Source organism: Desulfocucumis palustris, assembly GCF_002933875.1.
Lineage (GTDB): Bacteria > Bacillota > Desulfotomaculia > Desulfotomaculales > Desulfocucumaceae > Desulfocucumis > Desulfocucumis palustris.
The window spans coordinates 71225-92759 of the sequence record NZ_BFAV01000179.1 but is presented as its reverse complement, the minus strand read 5'-3'; the positions used below and the strand labels follow the sequence as shown (position 1 = coordinate 92759).

Sequence of the window (21535 nt, the reverse complement as noted above, 5' to 3'; positions counted from 1 at the left end):
CTTTACTCCTTTGGCGGGATGGCAGGATGCAACGGAGGTCTGTCTACGCGGTTTACGTTTTTGACCTGTGCCGAATTTAATGAATAAACTACAATTTTCCTATAATTCAGTATAAACGTGCTCGCCCCTTTCAGGGGTTTTTTTGTTTGGTATGATTTTTGCGTATTCTCAAATTAATCATAATTATCAGCAAAGGGAGGAAATTGGAGATGTCCGTTGATTTATCCCGGGAAGCGTACATTGCCAGTCCGGGGCGAAAACTGATAATCTACCCGAAAAGCCGGCACATGCTGGCGGATTTGTATAAACAAAAACTGGTTCCGGCGGAAGAGGCGGTGAAAATCATTAAATCCGGCGACAATTTGGTGCTGCCCCTGGGCTGCGGGGAGCCCCCGGCGCTGGTGGAAGCCATGGCCGGGCGCCGGAATGAGCTGGAGGGGGTAAAGGTGCACCAGATGCTCCCCCTGAAAAAAGCCTCGTACCTTGATTCCTCCATGGCAAAAAGCTTCCGGCACGTGTCCTGGTTTACCAGCGGGGCCAACCGGCAGGGTGTGAATGAAGGCTGGGCGGATTTCATGCCGGGCCATTTCCACCAATACCCCGGGATGTTCCGGGATTTTATCCGGCCGGATGTTTTCATGGGAATGGTTTCGCCCATGGACGAGCGCGGTTACTTCAGTTTCGGGCTTTCAGTGGACTATACCTCTACGGCGGCCGCCGGGGCAAAAATTGTCCTGCTGGAAGTGAATCCCAACATGCCCAGAACCAGGGGAGACAGCCTTATTCATATTTCAGAGGTCGATTATATCGTGGAAAATGAGGCTCCCGTTCTGGAAATACCCATACCGCCGCTTACCCCGGAAGATGAAATTATCGGCTCTTATATTGCTGCAATGATTGAGGACGGCTCCACAATTCAGCTGGGCATCGGGGCCATGCCCAACGCCGTGGCGAAGGCCCTGCACAATAAAAACAATCTGGGCATTCACACTGAAATGATCACCGACGGGATGGTTGACCTGGTGGAGGGCGGCGTGGTAACGGGCCGGAAAAAAACGCTGCACCCGGGCAAAATAATAGGAAGTTTCGCCGCCGGCACCAGGAGGCTTTACGATTTCCTGAATGAAAATCCCATGGTGGAAATGTACCCGGTTTCCTATGTCAACGATCCCTATGTCATAGGCCAGAACCACAAAATGGTCTCCATCAACGCCTCGCTGGAGATTGACCTGCTGGGCCAGTGCGCGTCTGAAACCATCGGCCCCAGGCAGTTCAGCGCCACCGGCGGCCAGTCGGACTTCGCCCGGGGCTGCCTGCGCTCCCCCGGCGGAAAGGGCTTTATCGCCTTGCATTCCACGGCCAAAAAGGGTACCGTCTCAAAAATCGTGCCGGTATTGCAGCAGGGGGCGGTGGTGAGCTGTTCCAAAAACGATGTGGACCACATAGTAACCGAGTACGGGGTGGTAAAGCTGAGGGGAAAAACTGCCCGGGAAAGGGCACTGGCCATGATTTCCATCGCCCATCCCGATTTTAGGGCCGAACTGCGGGATGCGGCCCGTAAAATGCGGCTTATTTGATCCGGGCCGCATCAATACTCCGGCCGCCTGCGGGGTGTCCGGCTAAAAAAGCGCATATCGAAGGAGTTTATAAATTTTTAATTGGAGACATTCCTTTCCGGGTGATATAAGGAGGGTGAGCCCGGGAAAGAGTGTCCCCTTTTTTTTCGCCGGCCGCCTGTAAGAATCACCTTTTTCCAAAGTGATTTCAAATTGGAGGAATATTGATTATAATGTAGAAGTGGAAAAAGCAGGCGTTATAGCGTAAACTCACATAATAAGGGCTATTTTTGGTTATTATATGGAAATATGAACCAAATCGTCTGGTTGAAAGGTTTATTACGCAATAAAAGGGAGCAGGGTACATATGGACATCAAACCTTCCGGGTCCACCAACTTTATTAAAGACATTATTAATGAAGATTTAAAAATGGGCAAAAACAACAACAGGGTTCACACCAGGTTTCCTCCGGAGCCCAACGGCTATCTGCATATAGGGCATGCCAAATCCATTTGCCTTAACTTCGGCCTGGCACTGGAGTACGGGGGTTTGTGTAATTTGCGTTTTGACGATACCAACCCCAGCAAAGAGGAAGTTGAATATGTGGATTCAATTCAAATGGATGTAAAATGGCTGGGGTTTGACTGGGACCACAGGCTGTTTTACGCCTCGGATTATTTTGAGCAGCTTTATAATTACGCCGAGCAGCTGATAAAAGCCGGCAAGGCCTATGTTTGCGATCTCAGCCCCGGGGAAATAAGGGAATACCGCGGCACCTTGACCGAGCCGGGGAAGGATAGCCCCTACCGCAGCCGCTCCGCGGAGGAGAACCTGGACCTCTTTAAAAGGATGAGGGCCGGGGAATTCCCGGACGGCTCCCGGGTGCTCAGGGCCAAAATCGATATGTCCTCCCCCAATCTGAATATGCGGGACCCGGTGCTTTACCGGATAATGCGGGCCACCCACCACCGCACCGGCGACGCCTGGTGCATTTATCCCATGTATGACTATGCCCACCCGCTGTCCGACGCCATTGAAGGGGTGACCCACTCCATCTGCACCTGTGAATTCGAGGACCACCGCCCGCTTTACGACTGGACGCTGCGGGAGCTGAACATCGAAAGCCCGCCGGTTCAGATAGAGTTTGCCAGGCTTAATCTTACCCGCACGGTGATGAGCAAAAGAAAACTGCGCAAGCTGGTGGAGGAAGGTCACGTAAGGGGTTGGGACGACCCCCGCATGCCCACCATCTCCGGACTGCGCAGGCGGGGTTACACCCCGGAGGCCATAAAGGATTTCTGCGAGCGCATAGGGGTGGCCAAAGCCAACAGCATGGTGAATATAGCCATGCTGGAGCACTGCATCAGGGAGGATTTGAATTTTAAGGCCCGCCGGGTTATGGCCGTGCTGCGGCCTCTCAAGGTGGTCATAGATAATTACCCGGAAGACCGGGTGGAGCTGCTGGAAGCCGGGTACAATTCCGAGAATCCGGAACTGGGCTCCCGCCAGGTTCCCTTTTCCAGGGTGCTGTATATAGAGCGGGACGACTTCATGGAAGACCCGCCCAAAAAGTTCTTCCGGCTGGCTCCCGGCCGGGAGGTGCGGCTCAAGCACGCTTATATTATCAAGTGTCAGAGCGTGGTAAAGGATGAGAACACCGGAGAAATACTGGAGGTGCACTGCACCTTTGACCCGGAGACAAAGAGCGGAATGTCCGCCGATGCGCGCAAGGTCAAGGGAACGCTGCACTGGGTTTCCGCCCCCCATGCCCTGCGGGCCGAGATAAGGCTTTACGACTATCTTTTCCATAAAGAAAATCCTGACGAGGACGAGGACTTTAAAACCAGCATCAACCCGGACTCCCTGGAGGTGCTGTCCTCGTGGGTGGAGCCGGACCTGGCCCGGGCCGGGGCGGGGAGCCGCTACCAGTTCCTGCGGCAGGGCTACTTCAGCGTCGACCCGGATTCAACCGGCTCAAATCCTGTGTTCAACAGAATTGTGTCTTTGAAGGACAGCTGGGCCAAAATACAAAAGGCCGGGGAACAATAGCCGAAGTTTACTGAAAACAGCACCATTGTTTGGAGAAAATTGCCGGGAGACAGGCTGTTTTTTGAAAAAAAGACGGCCTGTCTTTTTTCACCGGGATATGACAAACCCGGCGGCTGAAGGCGGGCATGCGGCCCGGGAGCTGGAGGGCTGACGGTTAAATGACGGAAGAGTTGATTCTGGCCCTGGACGCGGGCACCCAGAGTGTCAGGGCGGTACTTTTTAACCTTAACGGGGATGTGGTTGCCTGGAGCAAACAAATATTGCCCCAGTGGGAGGTTCCCAGGCCGGGCTGGGCGGAGTTTGACCCGGAGCTGTACTGGCAAATGCTGTGCCGGGCCACAAATTCCCTGTGGCGGGACAATCCCGGTATTGCGGGGGCGGTGAGGGGGGTCACCCTGACGGCCCAGCGCTGCACCCTGGTGAACCTGGATGACGCCGGCGGGGTTTTGAGGCCGGCCATTTTGTGGCTTGACCAGCGGGAAACAAATATCGTCCCCGGGCTGGGCGTCGGCTGGAGGACGTTTTTTAAACTGGCCGGCCTGGGGGAAACCCTGTCCTACCTCCAGTCACAGTCGGAGGCCAACTGGATTAAGGCCCACCAGCCGGAAATATGGGAGAGGACGCATAAATTTTTATTTTTGTCAGGCTATCTAGTCTACCGGCTGACTGGGGTTTATGTGGATTCGGCGGGATGCCAGGTGGGGTATGTCCCCTTTGACTATAAAAACCAGCGCTGGGCCAAACCCTCCGACTGGAAGTGGCGGGCCATTTGCATCGAGCCCCGGCAGCTCCCGGAACTGGCGGCGCCGGGACAGACTATGGCCGGGATAAGCCGGGAGGCTTCCGGGCTTACCGGTATTCCCCCGGGGCTTCCCCTGGTGGCCGCGGCGGCGGACAAGGCCTGCGAGGTTCTGGGCTCCGGCTGTGTGGATTTGCACCAGGGCAGCATCAGTTACGGGACAACGGCCACCATCAACGTTACCTCCTCCCGCTACATTGAGCCGCTGCCGCTTATTCCCCCCTATCCCGGCGCCATGGCGGGCAGTTATAACATGGAAGTGCAGATTTACAGGGGATTCTGGCTGGTTTCCTGGTTTATCAGGGAATTCGGCCTGTCCGAAAGATTGGAGGCCCAGGAGGGCAACCTTGCCCCGGAGGAGGTTCTGGACAGGGTTATAGATGAAATACCCCCTGGTTCAATGGGGCTGCTGCTCCAGCCATACTGGTCCCCGGGGCTGAGAAGGCCCGGGCTGGAGGCCAAGGGGGCCGTTATCGGTTTCAGGGATATTCACACCCGGGGCCATTTTTACCGGGCTGTACTGGAGGGACTGGCCTACGCCCTGCGGGAGGGCAAGGAAAGAATAGAAAAAAGAAGCAGGCAAAAAATCACCGAGCTGCGGGTTTCCGGCGGGGGTTCCCGCAGCCGGCAGATAATGCAGATAACCGCCGATGTATTCGCCATGCCGGTTACCAGACCCCACACCTGGGAGGCGTCGGCCCTGGGGGCGGCCATAGTGGCGGCCGTGGGGCTTAAATTAATGCCGGACTACAAATCGGCCGTGGCGGCCATGGTCAGGTGCGGCGATACTGTTTTTCCCGATGAAGAGAGCGTACACATTTATGAAAAGCTTTATTCCAGGGCGTATAAGCATCTTTACAGGCGGCTGAAACCACTGTACCGGTCCATAATGGACATAACCTGACCACGGGAGCGGTAGAGCCTTTTAAAATTTTCGCCCGGCGGCCGCCCGGTTAATACACCCCGGCTGTTTCTGAAGCCCTTTTGTTAATCCAGGGAAAAACAGGGGGTTTTATAATTTCACATAATCCTTTTATATTTGAGCCGTATTTATCCAGTAAATTAATAACTGCAGGTGCTTGCGATAAAAATTATAAGGAGTGGATGGTACAAGTGAAAGGATTATGGAAACGTTCCGGAGCAGTTACCCTGCTGCTGTCCGCGGCGCTGCTTTTCAGCACCATGGGAGGGGTGGCCCTGGCGGACGAGCCGCAAGCGGTGGCAGCCAAATCAGCGGTTTTCTCGGTGGCTATGTTTGATGATTTCTATATGCATTCGGATGTGCACCAGCAGGCTTATTTAACCTATCTGGTCAGGGAATACGCTCCGGAGAGCGAGGCTGAGTGGAAGGAAGCCTTCGCCCAGCGCAATAAAGTTACCGAGGAAATGAAGGACAAAATTGAGACCATAACACTGGAGAATAAGCCGGACTTCCAGGTAAAAACGGGAACTGCCCCGAATTCCAATATAGCCTCCGGGGGAAAAATATTTATAGCCGATAAAACTGTTGGACTGTCTGCTTCGGACGATAAAGAGTTGCAGGAAGTAAAAGCAAGGATGGAGTTGCAGGAGGAATTCGCCGGGGCCGTGGAGAACCAGGACGCCGACGCCATCAGGGCCGTGCTGCCCAGGCTGCTGGAGGATTACAAGGACAGAACCGCCCGGCTCCCCGAAATGGCTGAAAATATGAAAATTAAAATTAGCGAAGGGGCGGACGCCTCCGGGGAATAATAAGCGATCCTTTAATTACCGGGACAACATATTTGAAAGATTGGCGGAAAACAAAGTAAAATAACATAGTGTGCAGGCGGAAAGGGCGTAGCCGGAGGTTGCGTCCTTTTCCGGCGCCATATTGCGAAGAAGCCGGAGGTGGGCACATGGAGTACGTTATTTACCTGGTGGAGGATGAACCAAATCTCAACGAATTGTTAACCGCCTATCTTCAGAAGGAAGGGTGGCGGGTCCGGTCGTTTCTGGACGGCGGGGAGGCCAGGTCGGCCATTGGCAGCCCTCCCCACCTGTGGATTCTGGATATCATGCTGCCCGGAGTGGATGGATATCAGTTAATCAGGGAGATAAAAGCCGTCTCTCCCCGCCTGCCTGTTATTTTCATATCGGCCCGGGATGCCGATATCGACCGGATTGTGGGGCTGGAAATGGGCAGCGACGATTACCTTCCCAAGCCCTTCATGCCCCGTGAGCTGGTTATCCGCGCCAAAAAGCTGCTTGACAGGGTGTACGAATCCCCGGCGAACGATTCTGATTCCGCCCGGGAAAAGGTAATTGGGCTTTCGTGCTACAATATGGACGAACAGGCCAGGCAGGTGTTTGACAGCCGGGGTACGCCGGTTGAACTTACAGCCAAGGAATTTGAGCTCCTGCTGTATTTCGCTAAAAACCGGGGACAAATACTGGGGAGGGAGCAGCTTTTGGTGGGGGTCTGGGGAAATGAATTTTTTGGCACCGACCGGGTTGTGGATGATCTGGTTCGCCGCATACGTAAAAAAATGCCCGACCTCAGGCTGGAAACCATATACGGGTACGGCTACAGGCTGGTGAAGGCATGAAAAATTTACCTCTGTCCGTGCAGATCTGGCTGGTGTTCGGGGGGCTGATGCTTTTTGTGTTCGGGTTGCTGGCCGTTTTCCTGCCCTGGACCCTCAAAGGGTTCTTTACCAGCCAGATTTATGACCTTTTAAATGATTCACAGAGCAGGGTGAAAATTGTAAGGTTTGCGGAGCTGCCGCCGTTAACAGCCGGAGGAGCAGTCACTAAATCAATGGAAGCGAAGCCGGTTACGGCTCCGGGGGAAAGTATAGCCATGGTAAAGTCCCAGAAACTGTCTTTCAAGGGGGAAGCGCCCGGGGAGGATTTTTTGCTGGGGATAAGCGCCGTTCCAGCCGGCGGGGATATGCCGGTGGTAAGCCATATGGTGCTGACCGGGGAATTTCCCGGGCCGGAGACCGGATTGCTGCCCCGGGGGTTTATGCAGGCGGTGGAGAAGGACGCCACCGCCCAGAAAGGGGATATAGCCAGATATTCCATGGAAATAGGCGACAGGAGCCTGTTTTATGTCATTCGCAAGGAAGATATCCAGGGCCAGCCCGGCTACCTGGTGTCCTACACCTGGGGAAACTACCGCAATGACATGGTTTTAACCATGTTCTGGCGTTTGCTGCTGCTCATGGTGATACTGTTTTTATTCAGCTGGCTTCCCTCGCTCTGGCTGTCCCGCTATTTGTCCCGGCCCCTGGAGCAGATGGAGCGGCAGGTCAGCCTTATTGCCGAAAGGCAATGGCACCAGCCCTTCCTGCTGGATCGCAGGGATGAGATAGGAAGGCTGGCCGGAGCCTTTGAAAATATGCGCCGGCGGCTGGTGCGCCAGGATAAGGCCCGGCAGTCCAATTTGCAAAATATTTCCCATGAGTTGAAAACCCCTGTCATGGTGATTCGCAGCTACGCCCAGTCCATATTGGACGGCATCTACCCCAGGGGGACCCTGGACAGCAGCGTCTCGGTGATTAACAGCGAGGCGGAAAGACTGGAAAAGCGGATTCAGGATTTGCTTTACCTGAACAAGCTTAATTATTTGAAGTCCAGGGATACCCGGGATGAAGCGGGTTTGCAGCACGACATTTTCGACCTGGCGGAGATGGTCGGGGAGGGTGTGGAGCGGTTTCGCTGGCAGAAACCGGAATTGCAGTGGCTTACCGATTTAACTCCTGCATTGATAACGGGTAACCGTGAACAGTGGGGTGTGGTGGTGGAAAATCTGCTGGACAACCAGCTTCGCTACGCCCGGCAGGTGTTGAAGATTTCGCTGGAGACCCGGAAAAAGGAGCAGCGGTCCGTATTGCTTAAGGTGTGGAACGATGGTCCGCCCATAGATCCGGCACTGTCGGCAACCCTTTTTCAGCAGTACAAAACCGGGGAAGACGGCAAATTCGGCCTGGGCCTGGCCATAATAAAGGAAATAGCGGAACTGCACGGGGCGAAGGTATGGGTTGAAAATGAAGAGCGGGGGGTGGCCTTTTACATCGAAATCCCCGTTTCATAAAGGTCATCACAGGAAAGATATAAAAAAATGGCAAGTCCTTTGTTGAAGGGCTTGCCAGTGACTGGGTTTGTAAAAGTGGGAAATAGGAGGTCTGTTTACTGTTGGTAAATTGGGTTGCCATTATTATTTCATATTCCCCGGGTAATATCTGTCGGCTGGCTGACTTTTTTATTGTCCGAAACTCGACTTTTATATGAGCGGCCGGGGGATTACCCCGGGCCGCCCTGCCGTTTCCGGTAATGGCTAACCGGTTGAATTCCGGTTAAAATTTTTATTGACATATTAAGGTTTAAATATATAATTACTATTAATAAATAATCATTCTAAATAAGATATGGCCTAAAAAAGGAGGTTGAAAGAATGGAAAAGTGGGTTTGCGAGCTATGCGGCTATGTTTATGATCCTGAAAGGGGCGGCGGGGACGCCCCTCCCGGAACACCCTTCGGGAATCTTCCCGATGACTGGGAATGCCCGGAGTGCCTGGCGTCTAAAGAGAGATTCATTCCTGAATCCCAGGCTTCACTGTTAAAAAGGATGCCTCATAGTTAAAGCACCGGCTGATAATATATTTTATTCTCCGGGAGGAGGCGGTTGTAATTGTCCGGAATTTCCAAAGAAGAAGTAATTGCCCTGCTGGAGAACAGGGATTATGAAGCCATCGCGGCAATGGTGCAAAGCAGGAAATCGAATTTAAGATATCTCAACAGGCTTTTGTACCATCCGGAGCAATTAATTCGCTGGCGGGCAATCGAAGCCATGGGGGTGCTGGCGGACAGGCTGGCGGCGGAGGACCCGGAGGCTGTGCGGGTTATCCTCAGGACCCTGCTCTGGACCATCAATGACGAATCCGGCGGAATTGGCTGGAGCGCCCCTGAATGTATCGGGGAAATCATACACCGCCGCCCTGAAATGTTCGGAGAGTTCGCCTCCATCGTGCTTTCCTATACCGACGAGGAGATGCTCCGGAGGGGTGTGCTGTGGGCCGCGGGAAGGATAGCCCAGGCCCGGCCCGAACTGGTGCGGGAGGATATGAGCCATTTGCTGGGATTCCTGGATGATTCCGATCCTGTGGTGAGGGGCTATGCCCTGAGGCTTATGCACATAATGGGCCAAAGCCTGGATGCGGGCAAATACGGCCGGCTGCTGGCCGACCATAGCGCCGTCCCGGTATATGAAAGGGGAAAACTCGGGTTAACAACCGTGGCCGGCCTGGCCTCCGGCCTGGTAAAAACCTCCTGAAAGCGGAGATTTGTCAAAAACAGGCGGGATAACGGGAGAGTTTGGCCAAGAGGCGCCGGCGGCTCAGGGGCCGGGGGACATTACGCGCCCGGGGATATTTTTTGCAAAATCCACCCGCAGGGGTGGATTTTTGTGTTTAATGCCGGAGGGCGCATTACCATGGACCACCTATGGACAGGCACCTGCCGATTAGTTAAAATATTTACAAGCATTTCTATCTTGTGAATTTAGCGAAATTCTGTAAAAAAAAGTGGCTCTCCCAGGGAGGAATAATTCAGAATGCAACGAATAGCTTACTATGTGCTTTTGCGCCCGTAGCGCGGCACCCGAGGGACAAATACTATTTTCCGGGACGTTCCCCAGGCGCATCCATTGGGGAGATTCTTTCGTGGAAATGATCGAGGCCCGGGATTAACCAATCCGGCCTGGGTTGGATTGCCGCGTTTTTATTGCGGTTTTGATATAAATGACAGCGGCATTGGATATTGGACAACATCAAAAAACTACTATAATCTGGGAAGGGAGGTTTTTTGCCGGCGGCCATTATTTTTATAACGGAGGCGAACCAAAGGGTAAATCCCCGTGCATGGACGAAAGTCCTTGCCTTGTGTTTTGATTGAATATTATTTCATATGCATACAGCGGGGGAGAAACATATTTAAAACAGGAGATTGGTATTTTAGATATGTTTTCTTAAAGGGATAATCTTTTAGAGAAATAGTGTTTCCAGGATGGTTCTTTTTGGTTTCAATCCGTTTTTTTAACCAACTATAAGGAGGTATTGCTAGTGGCTTTTGAACCAGTACGCGAAATGAAGAAGCTGAACTATGAAGAGCTGCGTATTTATTCCGATGCAGAACTGAAAAACTACACGGAAGAAGAACTCAAATCATTCAAATGCAAGTATGAAATTCCCAAACTGGATGAACTGGAAAAGGGTCCGTGGCCCAGCTTTGTATCCGATGCCAAGCAGGAAGCCCTGCGCAGGAGAAAACTTTCCGACGACCAGATTCTGACCCACAGGGATGCTGTTGAGGATCTTCTGGGCCAGTTGGAACTGTCCTTTGACGAAGGTGAAACCCACTGGAAGCACGGCGGTATCGTGGGTGTGTTCGGTTACGGCGGCGGCGTTATCGGCCGTTATTCCGACCTTGCCGAAAAATATCCCTCCATCGCCATGTTCCACACCATTCGCGTGAACCAGCCTGCCAGTAAGTTTTATTCAACAGACTTTCTGAAGACTATCTGCGATATGTGGGAATACCGCGGCAGCGGTTTGATGAACCTGCACGGTTCCACCGGCGACCTGGTTCTGCTGGGAACCACCACCGAACAGCTGGAGCCCATTTTCTACGAACTGGGCCATGTGTTGGACACCGACATCGGCGGCTCAGGCTCCAACCTGCGCACTCCCGCATGCTGCATCGGCAAGGCCCGCTGTGAGTATGCCTGCTATGACACCCAGGCGCTGTGCTACGAACTGACCAACTACTATCAGGACGAACTGCACCGCCCGGCTTTCCCTTACAAGTTTAAGTTCAAGTTTGACGGCTGTCCCAACGGCTGCGTGGCTTCCATCGCCCGTTCCGACATGTCCTTCATCGGCACCTGGAGAGACGATATCCGCATCGACCAGGATGCTGTTAAAGCTTATATCGCCGGGGACATCGTTCCCAACGCCGGCGCCCATAAAGGCCGCGACTGGGGCAAATTCGACATCCAGAAGGAAGTTATCGACCTCTGTCCCAGCAAGTGCATGTCCCTGGAAGGCGACCAGCTGGTTATCGACAACAGCGAGTGCGTACGCTGCATGCACTGCATCAACACCATGCCCAAGGCCCTGAAACCCGGCGTGGACACCGGGATCAGCATCCTGCTGGGAGCCAAGGCGCCCATTCTGGATGGCGCTCAGATGGCCACACTGATGATTCCCTTTATGAAAGCGGAAGCTCCTTACGACAACATCAAGGAATTTGTCGAGAAAGTATGGGAATTCTGGATGGAGGAAGGCAAGAACCGCGAGCGTCTGGGAGAACTTATGCAGCGTGTTACCCTGCCGAAATTTATCGAAACTATCGGACTCCCGCCTGCTCCGCAAATGGTTAAAGCACCCCGTTCCAACCCGTACATCTTCTGGAAGGAAGAGGACGTTAAAGGCGGCTGGAACAGGGATATCAATGATTACAGGTCAAGACACAAGAGATAAGGGGGGGTTTTTGTTATGGCATTGTCTAAAGAAAGACTTGGCAGATATAATCCGGAAAAACCGCAGGAAAACAGGCTGACAGACCTCGGCCCCAGGCACTTCTGGGAGTTTTTCCCGCCTGTTATTCAGGAAAACTACGGCAAATGGCTTTACCACGATATTCTTGAGCCCGGCATTCTGGCGCACGTATCGGAAACCGGCGCAAAGGTGTATACTGTAAGGTGTGGGGCCGCCCGTTTCATGACCGTTCAGCATGTCCGGGAGATTTGCGAAATCGCCGACAAATATTGCAAAGGCTATGTTCGCTTTACCACCCGTAACAATATCGAGTTCCTGGTGGACAGCATTGAAGGACTGGAAGCACTGAAGAAAGACCTGGAAAGCCGCAAGTTTGCCGGTGGCAGCTTCAAGTTTCCCATTGGCGGAACCGGCGCCGGCATCAGCAACATCGTGCACACCCAGGGCTACATTCACTGCCACACCCCGGCCACTGACGCATCTTCCATGGTCAAGGCCGTATCGGACGAACTGTTTGAATATTTCAAGGGCATGACCCTGCCTGCCAAGCTGCGGGTTTCCATGGCCTGCTGCCTGAACATGTGCGGCGCCGTGCACTGCTCGGACATCGCCCTGCTGGGCTACCACCGCAAGCCTCCTATTGTTGACCATGAATATATCAGCAAGCTGTGCGAAATTCCTCTGGCCATAGCGGCTTGCCCGGTGGGCGCCATTTCCCCGGACAAAACCGAAAGCGGCAAGAAGACGGTTAAAATTAAGAGCGAGCGCTGCATGTTCTGCGGAAACTGCTACACCATGTGCCAGGCTCTGCCTCTCTCCGACCAAGAGGGCGACGGTGTGACCATCCTGGCCGGCGGCAAGATTTCCAACAGAATCAGCGATCCCAAATTCTCCAAGGTTGTTGTTCCCTGGCTGCCGAACAGCTTCCCCAGGTTCCCGGAAGTGGTTGAAAACGTCAAGAAGATCGTTGAGGCCTATGCCAAGGGTGCCAATAAATACGAGCGTCTGGGCGACTGGGCGGAGCGTATCGGCTGGGAGCGCTTCTTCGAGCAGTGCGGCCTGGAATTCACCGAGCATCTCATTGACGACTACCGCCTGGCTTATGACACCTGGCGGACCAGCACGCAGTTCAAATTTACCGATGCGGCTTGGGAAGTCTCAAAGGTAGCAGGCGGGATTGAGGAATAATACCGCCTGAAAGGAGAGATTATAGTGATCGAGGAAATCAAAAAAGCCATTGTTGATTTTGCCGAGGGCAGCAAAAAAACCAAGTTCTACTTCAAGGACATGGAATCTGCCGTGCAAAAGGTTGTTCCAGGAGCCAAAATGAGGGACGTCAAAAAGGCTGCCACCGCCCTGGTTAATGAAGAAGTTCTGATTTACTTCTCCACCGGCAGCAGCACCATGTACGGACTGAAGGGCAGAGGAATGACCGAAGACCCCACCGAGGGCACTGATTAATTGACATTATAATGCGGAGGTTGCCGTCCTGAAACGGGCGGCGACCTTTTCTTTATCTTTCAATTTATTGTAAGGGACTGATAGCGTGAAAACACCACAAAGCTTTGAACAATTTATGGCGGAACAGGTCAGGACAGTGGCTGAAAACCCAGGATGCGCCAACGCACACAACAACTTGGGTGTTTTCTACATGCAGCAGGGCAACTTTGAAAAAGCTATCGAATGTTTCGAGGAAGCCATTGAAAACAGCGGCCGGATGTTTGAGGCCTGTGTAAACCTGGGCTATATCTATTACAAAATGGGGGATCTGGAACGGGTCATACTGGCCAACAAAAAGGCCGTGGCCATCGAGCCCAGGTATGCCCGGGGATATGCCAATATAGGTTTCGCCTATTTACAGCTGGCCAGCCCGGACGAGGCCATAGAGGCGTTGGAGAAGGCAATTGAATTAAACCCTGAAATGGCCCAGGCCTGGAGCAACCTGATTAATGCCTACCTCCAGAGGGACGAGGTGGACAAAGCAATCGAGGCCGGTGAAAAACTGGTGCAATTCGCCCCGGGCTTTTCACTGGGATATAATAACCTGGCCTATGCCTACTATGTCAAGGAAGATTACCGGAATGCCATAAAATATATCGACAAAGCCCTGGAACTGGGTTTCAGGGTCCATCCCCAGTTTTTAGAAAATCTGGAGCCACACCGTAAAGGATGAGCACAATGAACAACGATTTGTTTCAGGCGTATGAATCTCTGGTGGCAAAAGCGGAAAGTTCCTTCCAGGGGATGGAGAAGGAATACGGAGACTGCATTAAATGCAAAATACAGTGCTCCGACTGCTGCCATTCAATTTTTGGGCTTTTTTCCATAGAGTCCGCCTATCTAAGCCATCACTTCAGCAGGCTGGACCGCAAGCTGAGGCGTGAAATACTGTCCAGGTGCGAAAAGACGGACAGGGAATTATTGGAGCTGGAGAAAAGGCTAAAGGAAGCTCACGGGGAAGATCAACAGGCCCTGCTTTCGGCCATAGCCAGGGAGAGGGTCAGGTGTCCCCTGCTGAATGATGAAAATAAATGTTCCATGTACCAGCACAGGCCCATTACCTGCAGGGTTTACGGCATGCCCACGGTGATAGGCGGAAAAATGCACGCCTGCTGGAAGGCAGGCTTTGAGAGGGGCAAACAGTACCCGGCCTTCGACCTGGACGGCATGTACCGGGAGTTATACGGGCTATCCAAGGAATTCCTGGCCAGGGCCGGCAATATGGATGAGGAAAGAGCCTCCTTGCTGCTCTCCGTCTCCAAATCCGTAAGCACACCGCTGGAGGAACTGACCTAAAAGTGAGTCAGTGAGTCAGGGGAGGGTTCTCTGACTCACCATGACTGAGTCAGAGGGCTCGGGGGGCGGTTCTTCGACTTATCAGGCAGTCCCGGGAATTCCTCACCAGGGGCGGCAACAGGTCGTGGGATTCCCGGCGGCGGGGGGCCTGCCTGCCCTTTTGTCTGGAAAATAGACATATAAAAAAACACAGGAAACTTGCCTGTGTTTTTCCTTTCCTTGGCAATCTATTGGACGGATGCCTGGCACAATGCTTCCGAGGCTAATCGCCCCACAGTGGTATCGACAAATTCTCCATTTTTATAGATTTTGATTTTTGACTGGTCGTTAACCAGCCGTTCCAGGTCGGCTTTTGCCTCCATTGCGCCCAGACAGCCCGCCAGCCAGGCTGCGTAACCCCTGGTTTCGGAATCGGCGTCCTTCAGGTAGGGGAGGTAACGGAACAGTCCCTTGCGCGCCAGGTCGGGGCGCTTTTCCGCCGTTCTGCCTATGGCCCTCAGTATCCTTGGCCTGGCCGTTTCATCATCCAAGAATTGGAATAACGACGGTATATACCCCCCAAAAAGACCCGGCGAACCGGCTATAATTTCGCCGATGGCGTCAATTGCCCCCCAGGTGGAGGCGGCGGTGTCGGATACGGAATTCAGCAATATCTGCAAAAGGTTGGAAACCGTTCCCGGGTTGCCCCGGGCGACCACCGCGGACGCCTTTCCCAGGGCTTCCGCGGCCCTGCTGCGGGTCAAGGGGTCGGCGGAATATAATAATTTTTGCAAATCCCTCAATATTCGTTTGTCTTGCCCGGCAAAGGTCAAAAGCTCGTCAAAACGGTACTCTTCAACAAATTTGTGTATATCGGCCCTTGAATACCTTTTAACGCCGGGCAACTCCGGGGCTAAAGCCTTGGAGGCGGTGAGGGGCACGGCCTTTTGAAGTTTCCGTTCCACCCCGGGCCCGGCCACTTCCCGGATATCCTTGTTCATTCTGATAAAGTAAAGGGCTCCCGGCACTTTTCTGCCTTCATGAAATCCCCCCGGCACAATCAGGTGGCTGATACCGTCATAATTTTCCACCAGCTGCTCCAGGTAATCTTCGCCGGGAAAGAGGCTCCAGGCCAGATCCCAGTCCATGTCGCAGGAGAACACCAGGGCCTCGATAAAGGCGGAGCCAAGGTTGCGGCCTGTAATATCATAGGAGTACACAGCGCCGCAGGCGCAGGAACCCACCGGCATTTCACCCATTCTCCGGCCGGCCGGTTCCACCGGCCGTTCTATATACAGGCCGCAAAAAGGGCACTCGGGGGGAAGTGTTTGCTCTTTGCCAAAAATTTTATTCTTCATAATACCTGTCATTTATTAGTAGTCAGTCATCAGTAGGCAGTCGTCAAATCCCGACGGCCGACAACTGACGGCCGACCGCCGAATCAGTCGCCGTAGCCGGGTATTTCCAGCGTCATGCAGTCGTTCCCGGAACTGCAGGACTTGCTGCTTATTTTAGGTCCCCCGCCCTTGCCCTGGGTCATTTTGTAGTTGGTTTTGCTGATTACCCGCTCAAAGGAGTCCGACTTGCATTTGGGACATTCGATTTTTACTTCCTCATCACGGTTTAGAAACAGTTTTTCAAAAAGATTGCCGCATTTCAGGCACCTGAATTCAAATATAGGCATGTCTATCCAGCCTCACCTTTCCTTAGACATCGTGGTAATTATAACAGCCGGTGACGAGGTGTGTCAAACACCCGGCCAGGCTCCGGCACTGCCACTGAAATCCTGTGGACATGCGGCATTTAGTTAAACTATAATTAAACTGTAACGGCTACACAATTAAAACAAAGTTGTGAAATTCTTATCAAAAAATTTTGCATTTTTTCAGAAGGAATTGACTTAAAGGCAACGAATAGTATATAGGGCTGGCCGGACGGTGCTTACGGCCGCAAAAATGCTAATTACAGCGAAATTTTATATTAAAAACATCCTAATAATTTTGTATTTCCACAGGCGTTTTAATTGGCAGGTAAAATGTGGCCAACCCCGCTGGAGAGGAGTTTTCATACAGGGGGTTGTCAACATTGGATTATAGAAAAATTATTATTTCCAAGGAGGTGAATATGAATGTTCGTAGTTCAGGTGGATGTCGATAAATGCGAGGGCTGCGGCGAATGCGCCGACAACTGCCCGGCCTCCGTACTTGAAATGGTGGATGGCAAAGCCAAGGTGGTTAACGAAGAAGACTGCCTCGGATGCGAAACCTGTGTTTCCGTTTGCCCTTCCGGAGCTGTGACACTGCAGGAAGTGTAATTTAACCGACATGTTGATTAACTTGAGACTTTACCCTTAAATTCCGGCAGTTCTGGTAATTGCCAGTGTTATGACCGGAATTAGCAACCGGCAGCATTGATTGCACCGCGGATCGCCGGAAATATTTTTTTTTGCGGTCCAAAGGAGGTGTGTTAGTGTCCTATTTTATTCTGCAAATTCTCCCCTATGTCACAGGCGCCGTATTTACCATCGGCATTCTGTACCGTCTGGGGCGTTGGGCCAGAGCGCGGATAGTGCACAACATAACATTGTCGCCCTTTCCCAAGACGAATACGGAAGTGGCGACTGTTTTCGGCACGGAGGTTATTTTCTTCCGCAGCCTGTTTAAATCGGACTTCGCCCTGTGGATAGGCGCGTGGTTCATGCACATCGCGCTGTTCTCCATAATTGGCGGACACGTGATGGGTATTTACTTTCTGGGCAAGCAGTTTGTTTACATTGGTATGTCCGAGGGCTTAAGTGAATTTATGTCCAACCTTCTGGGCACAACCTTCGGCATTATCATGTTTATTGCTTTACTGTACCTTCTTTACAGGCGCTTTGCCATTCAGAAGGTCAGGGAGGTTACAGTTACCAGCGATTACCTGCATTTGATTCTATTAATATCAATAGTTGCTGTTGGTAACATAATGCGCCTGATCCCCGATTGGGGCATTCATTATGAGCCGGTAAAAGAGTACGTCACCTATCTGGTGACCCTGCAGCCCGTTCCAGCCGAGGCTGAAGTGCTGCACACACCGCTGTTTGCCGTTCACTTGCTCCTGGTTCAGATACTGCTGATGGTGTTCCCGTTCAGCAAGCTCATGCACGTACTGGGCATGTTTGCGGAGCGCTGGATTATCAACAGGAAGTATACCGAGCCTGCACCCGGGCTTCCCAATATAGACATACCGGCCGCCAGGGCTGCCGGGCTGGGATTGCCTTCCGAGGGAGGGGTTGAATAGGTGCCGACATATAAAGATATGGTGCAACCCGTACGGGCCACCGATGCCGATATGAAAAAAATTCATATAGATCCGGTACCCGACGATCAAAAGTGTGAAAAGGCCATAGAGTATCTTGATTTAATGCGCAAAAAGTTCCGCTCCTTTGTGCTGGCCATGGAGTCCTGCGTCAAGTGCGGAGCCTGCGCCGAAAACTGCCACACCTACCTGGGCACAAAGGATCCCAGGAACATTCCGGCCAACAGGGCGGAATTGGTGCGCAAAATTTACAAAAGATATTTTACCCTGGAGGGCAGATGGCTGGGCAAACTGGTGGGGGCCGAGGATATCAGCCTGGACGTCCTTGAAGAATGGTACTCCTACTTTTACCAGTGCAGCGAGTGCCGTCGCTGCGCCATGGCCTGCCCCTTCGGAATCGACACCTGCGAGGTGACCATGGCTGTCCGCCAGATACTGCACTGGCTGGGTATTGTGCCCAAACTGCACGCAGGCGTGGGCGCGGCCATGGAGAAGGTGGGCAACCACACCGGGCTGCCCAAACCGGGCATCGTCGATACCCTGGAATTCCTGTCCGAAGAAATAATGGACGAATTCGGTGTTGAAGTGAATTTCCCGGTGGATAAACCCGATTCCGACATATTGTATGTTCCCTCTTCGGCTGACTATCTGCTGAATCCTTATACCCTGATGGGCGCGGGCATGTATTTTACCTATATCGGCGCCAACTGGACCATTCCCAGCACGGTTTCCGAGGCAGGTAATTTCGGCCTGCTGTTTGACCAGATGTTTACCCAGCGCCACAATGTGACGCGACTGCTGGACGCCGCCCAGAACCTGGGTATCAAGAAAATTGTCTGGGGTGAGTGCGGACACGGCTGGCGGGCCGCCAAGATGTACATTCCGTCTCTGGCAGACCGTCCGGTGCCCTGGCCCATTACTCACATTCACGACGAGGTGGCCTATCACGTCAGGACAAACCAATTAAAGCTGGATCCCAACAAGGTCGGCCATCCCACGACATTGCACGATCCCTGCAACTATTCCAGGGCCTGCGACTTGCAGGAAAATTTGCGGACGGTTATTAAAGCCTGCGTGGCTGACTTTAGGGAAATGTATCCCAATAAGGAAAGAACTTTCTGCTGCGGCGGCGGTTCCGCAATCCTGTTTGACGACCCTGAAATGTACCAGCGCCGTATTCAGCTTTCAGCCAAAAAAGCGGAACTGGTCCGGGCTACCGGTGTAGGCGCCAATGGCGACGGCTATCTGTGCGCCCCCTGTTCCATCTGCAAGGCGCAGCTCTATCCCATGGTGGAGGAGCATGAACTTGGAGTGGAAGTCAAGGGACTGATAGATTTGGTCGGAAAAGCCCTGGTTTGGAAGTAGATGTCGTTAAAAAGACACTTTTTCCAATCAACGGGTAATTGACGGGAGAGCCTGTCAATGATATCCTTGTATATGGGAGAGTCGGATCTAGGCTTATAAAAAATATTTGCGGCGCGGTTTATTTTTATGGATATGTGCAGCATATCTATAAAACCGCAAATTAATACAATGGAGGTGCTTTATTTCGATGGCAAGCGTTAATATTGCCGGTAGAGAAGTCGAACTGGACGAAGATGGTTTCATGGTTAACCCCGACGATTGGACAGAGGATTGCGCCAAGTACTTTGCCTCTGGCGAAGGCATCAACGAGCTGAACGATGACCACTGGAAAGTTATTCATTATCTGCGCGACTATTACAAGCAATTCCAGATTGCTCCCATGATCCGCAAACTGTGCAAAGAGACCGGCTGCAGCCTGAAGTACATTTATGAGCTGTTTCCCTCCGGCCCGGCCAAGGGTTCCTGCAAGCTGGCAGGTCTGCCCAAGCCCACCGGCTGTGTATAATAACCGGGAAAGATAATACTGTTTTATAATGATGATCAGGCACATTCCAAAAGTGCATCTGCGCAACCGCGGTAGCACCTAGGTAAATGTGCCTCTTATTTTTGAGGGATTGGGCAGGCTCTTTTTTTTACACTTACCCGAAAACTGCCGGAATGGAGGCTGGATATGAGAAATGAATTGCTGCAAATACCCCGCGTAGTGGTGGCCGCTCCTCACGGCAGGTCGGGCAAGACCACTGTTACCCTGGGCCTGTTGGCCGCGCTGAAACAAAAGGGCTATAACGTTCAGCCCTTTAAAAAGGGCCCGGATTATATTGATCCAAGCTGGATGACCATGATCACCGGCAACAGCTGCCGCAACCTTGACGGCTTCCTGATGGAAAGGGAATTGATACGCGGTTCTTTTGCCCGCCACGCGGCGGATTGTGATATAGCCGTGGTGGAGGGGGCCATGGGACTTTTCGACGGTGGCGATATTGACGGCAGCGGGAGTACCGGGGAAATCGCCAGAGCCATCCAGGCCCCGGTTATGCTGGTGGTGGACACCACCAGGATGACCAGGAGTGTGGCCCCGTTAGTTAACGGGTTTGTGAATTTTGATCCCGGCGTAAAAATAGCCGGGGTGGTGCTGAACAAGGTTACCCGTTCCCGGCACGAGACAATGCTGCGCCAGGCGGTGGAGAAATACTGCGGCATCCCTGTGCTGGGAGTAATCCCCAAGGGTAAGCGCTTTACCATACCGGACAGGCACCTGGGCCTGATTCCCGCCGCCGAGAGGGAGGAACTGGCCTGCGCGGTGGATGAAATAGGAACCGCCGCCCTGGATTGCCTGGATTTAGAACTGATTTTATCCGTGGCCGGCTCCGCGCCGGCCATCAATGCCCGGGATATCCCGGGATTAGGGGAGAGCCGGGCCGCCGGCGGCGGGGACAGGCCTGTTATAGGAGTATTCAGAGACCGGGCCTTTACCTTTTATTATCCGGAGAATCTGGAGGCGCTGGCCGCAGCCGGGGCCAGACTGCAATTTATCGACGCCGTAAACGGAGAATCACTGCCGGATGTGGATGCGCTCTATATAGGCGGAGGTTTTCCCGAGGTTTTTGCGGAGCAGTTGGAGGCCAACAGCCGCCTGCGCAGGGATGTAAGGGACAGAGCGGAAGACGGGCTGCCCGTTTATGCCGAATGCGGCGGATTGATGTACCTGGCCCGCAGCATTGCCTGGGGAGAGCGTAAATTTGCCATGTCCGGGGTGCTCCCCCTGGACGTGGTTATGAAGGATAAACCCCAGGGCCACGGGTACGAAGTGGTGGAGGTGACCGGGGACAATCCCTTTTTCAAGGGGGGAACCATTGTCAAGGGGCATGAGTTCCACAATTCCAGGGTGGAGAATATAGACGAAAGCAGTGTGCGATTTGCCTTCAGAGTCACCCGGGGTTCCGGTATTGACGGGAAGAGGGACGGGGTCACCCGCAAAAACGTGCTGGCGTCGTACAATCACCTGCACGCCCTGGGCACTCCGGAATGGGCCGCGGCGCTGGTAACCCGGGCCCTGGAGCACAAAACAAAATGAGTCAAAGAAATGAGTCAAGGGGGCGGTTCCCTTGACTCACCTGCCGGCGGGGTCAGGCTTAATTTTGTGAATTTCGAGAGATTCACAAAGTAGAGCCTG

At 53.0% G+C, this 21535-nt stretch carries 20 protein-coding genes; 18 read left to right on the top strand and 2 right to left on the bottom strand.

Translation table 11 applies throughout. From position 1 onward, the window contains the following. The first annotated feature begins 209 nt into the window (after window positions 1-209). The 13 genes from DCCM_RS17875 (at window position 210) to DCCM_RS17810 (ending at window position 14721) form a co-directional block, all read left to right on the top strand. Window positions 210-1577, top strand: coding sequence for an acetyl-CoA hydrolase/transferase family protein (locus DCCM_RS17875; protein WP_104373745.1), 1368 nt, complete (start codon window positions 210-212; stop codon window positions 1575-1577). 346 nt (window positions 1578-1923) lie between these two features. Then, window positions 1924-3606 carry a glutamine--tRNA ligase/YqeY domain fusion protein gene (locus tag DCCM_RS17870; RefSeq protein ID WP_104373744.1) on the top strand — a complete coding sequence of 561 codons (1683 nt, stop codon included), beginning with the start codon at window positions 1924-1926 and terminating at the stop codon, window positions 3604-3606. 158 nt (window positions 3607-3764) lie between these two features. Then, window positions 3765-5309, top strand: a complete 1545-nt coding sequence (locus DCCM_RS17865; protein WP_104373743.1) for an FGGY-family carbohydrate kinase — start codon at window positions 3765-3767, stop codon at window positions 5307-5309. 209 nt (window positions 5310-5518) lie between these two features. Next, a complete protein-coding gene (locus DCCM_RS17860; protein WP_128739187.1) occupies window positions 5519-6136 on the top strand; it encodes a hypothetical protein in 618 nt (205 codons plus the stop codon). 146 nt (window positions 6137-6282) lie between these two features. Then, window positions 6283-6972: a response regulator transcription factor gene (locus tag DCCM_RS17855; RefSeq protein WP_104373741.1), complete on the top strand. Its 690-nt coding sequence runs from the start codon at window positions 6283-6285 to the stop codon at window positions 6970-6972. Then, complete coding sequence (locus DCCM_RS17850; RefSeq protein WP_104373740.1) at window positions 6969-8462, top strand: sensor histidine kinase; 1494 nt, start codon at window positions 6969-6971, stop codon at window positions 8460-8462. The genes DCCM_RS17855 and DCCM_RS17850 overlap by 4 nt, the downstream gene beginning before the upstream one ends. Before the next feature lie 360 nt (window positions 8463-8822). Further along, entirely contained in the window at window positions 8823-9011 is a 189-nt protein-coding gene (locus DCCM_RS17845) for a rubredoxin (protein WP_104373739.1), read from the top strand. Window positions 9012-9059: 48 nt separating this feature from the next. After that, window positions 9060-9701, top strand: coding sequence for a DVU0298 family protein (locus tag DCCM_RS17840; RefSeq protein WP_104373738.1), 642 nt, complete (start codon window positions 9060-9062; stop codon window positions 9699-9701). 787 nt (window positions 9702-10488) lie between these two features. Continuing rightward, window positions 10489-11907, top strand: coding sequence for a dissimilatory-type sulfite reductase subunit alpha (dsrA, locus tag DCCM_RS17830; protein ID WP_104373736.1), 1419 nt, complete (start codon window positions 10489-10491; stop codon window positions 11905-11907). Window positions 11908-11922: 15 nt separating this feature from the next. After that, window positions 11923-13113, top strand: coding sequence for a dissimilatory-type sulfite reductase subunit beta (dsrB, locus tag DCCM_RS17825; protein ID WP_104373735.1), 1191 nt, complete (start codon window positions 11923-11925; stop codon window positions 13111-13113). A 24-nt stretch (window positions 13114-13137) separates the two neighbouring features. Further along, on the top strand, window positions 13138-13386 hold the full coding sequence (locus DCCM_RS17820) for a dissimilatory sulfite reductase D family protein (protein ID WP_231702846.1): 249 nt from the start codon (window positions 13138-13140) through the stop codon (window positions 13384-13386). 85 nt (window positions 13387-13471) lie between these two features. Continuing rightward, window positions 13472-14098, top strand: coding sequence for a tetratricopeptide repeat protein (locus DCCM_RS17815; RefSeq protein ID WP_104373734.1), 627 nt, complete (start codon window positions 13472-13474; stop codon window positions 14096-14098). Between the two features lie 5 nt (window positions 14099-14103). Next, a complete protein-coding gene (locus DCCM_RS17810) occupies window positions 14104-14721 on the top strand; it encodes a YkgJ family cysteine cluster protein (protein ID WP_104373733.1) in 618 nt (205 codons plus the stop codon). 227 nt (window positions 14722-14948) lie between these two features. Here DCCM_RS17810 and DCCM_RS17805 read toward each other — a convergent pair whose 3' ends face one another. Beyond that, entirely contained in the window at window positions 14949-16058 is a 1110-nt protein-coding gene (locus tag DCCM_RS17805) for a DVU0298 family protein (protein WP_104373732.1), read from the bottom strand. Between the two features lie 83 nt (window positions 16059-16141). Further along, entirely contained in the window at window positions 16142-16384 is a 243-nt protein-coding gene (locus DCCM_RS17800; protein ID WP_104373731.1) for an FmdB family zinc ribbon protein, read from the bottom strand. 444 nt (window positions 16385-16828) lie between these two features. On the opposite strand from DCCM_RS17800, the gene DCCM_RS17795 reads away from it, so the two are divergent. The 5 genes from DCCM_RS17795 to DCCM_RS17775 all read left to right on the top strand — a co-directional run bounded on the left by DCCM_RS17795 (window position 16829) and on the right by DCCM_RS17775 (window position 21436). Further along, a complete protein-coding gene (locus DCCM_RS17795) occupies window positions 16829-17014 on the top strand; it encodes an ATP-binding protein (protein WP_104373730.1) in 186 nt (61 codons plus the stop codon). A 155-nt stretch (window positions 17015-17169) separates the two neighbouring features. Next, entirely contained in the window at window positions 17170-17979 is an 810-nt protein-coding gene (locus DCCM_RS17790) for a respiratory nitrate reductase subunit gamma (RefSeq protein WP_104373729.1), read from the top strand. After that, entirely contained in the window at window positions 17980-19362 is a 1383-nt protein-coding gene (locus DCCM_RS17785) for a (Fe-S)-binding protein (protein ID WP_231702845.1), read from the top strand. It abuts the gene before it with no gap. Window positions 19363-19549: 187 nt separating this feature from the next. Beyond that, on the top strand, window positions 19550-19867 hold the full coding sequence (locus DCCM_RS17780) for a TusE/DsrC/DsvC family sulfur relay protein (protein WP_104373728.1): 318 nt from the start codon (window positions 19550-19552) through the stop codon (window positions 19865-19867). Window positions 19868-20032: 165 nt separating this feature from the next. Continuing rightward, window positions 20033-21436 (top strand): cobyrinic acid a,c-diamide synthase CobB, encoded by a 1404-nt coding sequence (locus DCCM_RS17775; RefSeq protein ID WP_104373727.1) that lies wholly within the window; start codon window positions 20033-20035, stop codon window positions 21434-21436. Window positions 21437-21535: the final 99 nt, after the last annotated feature.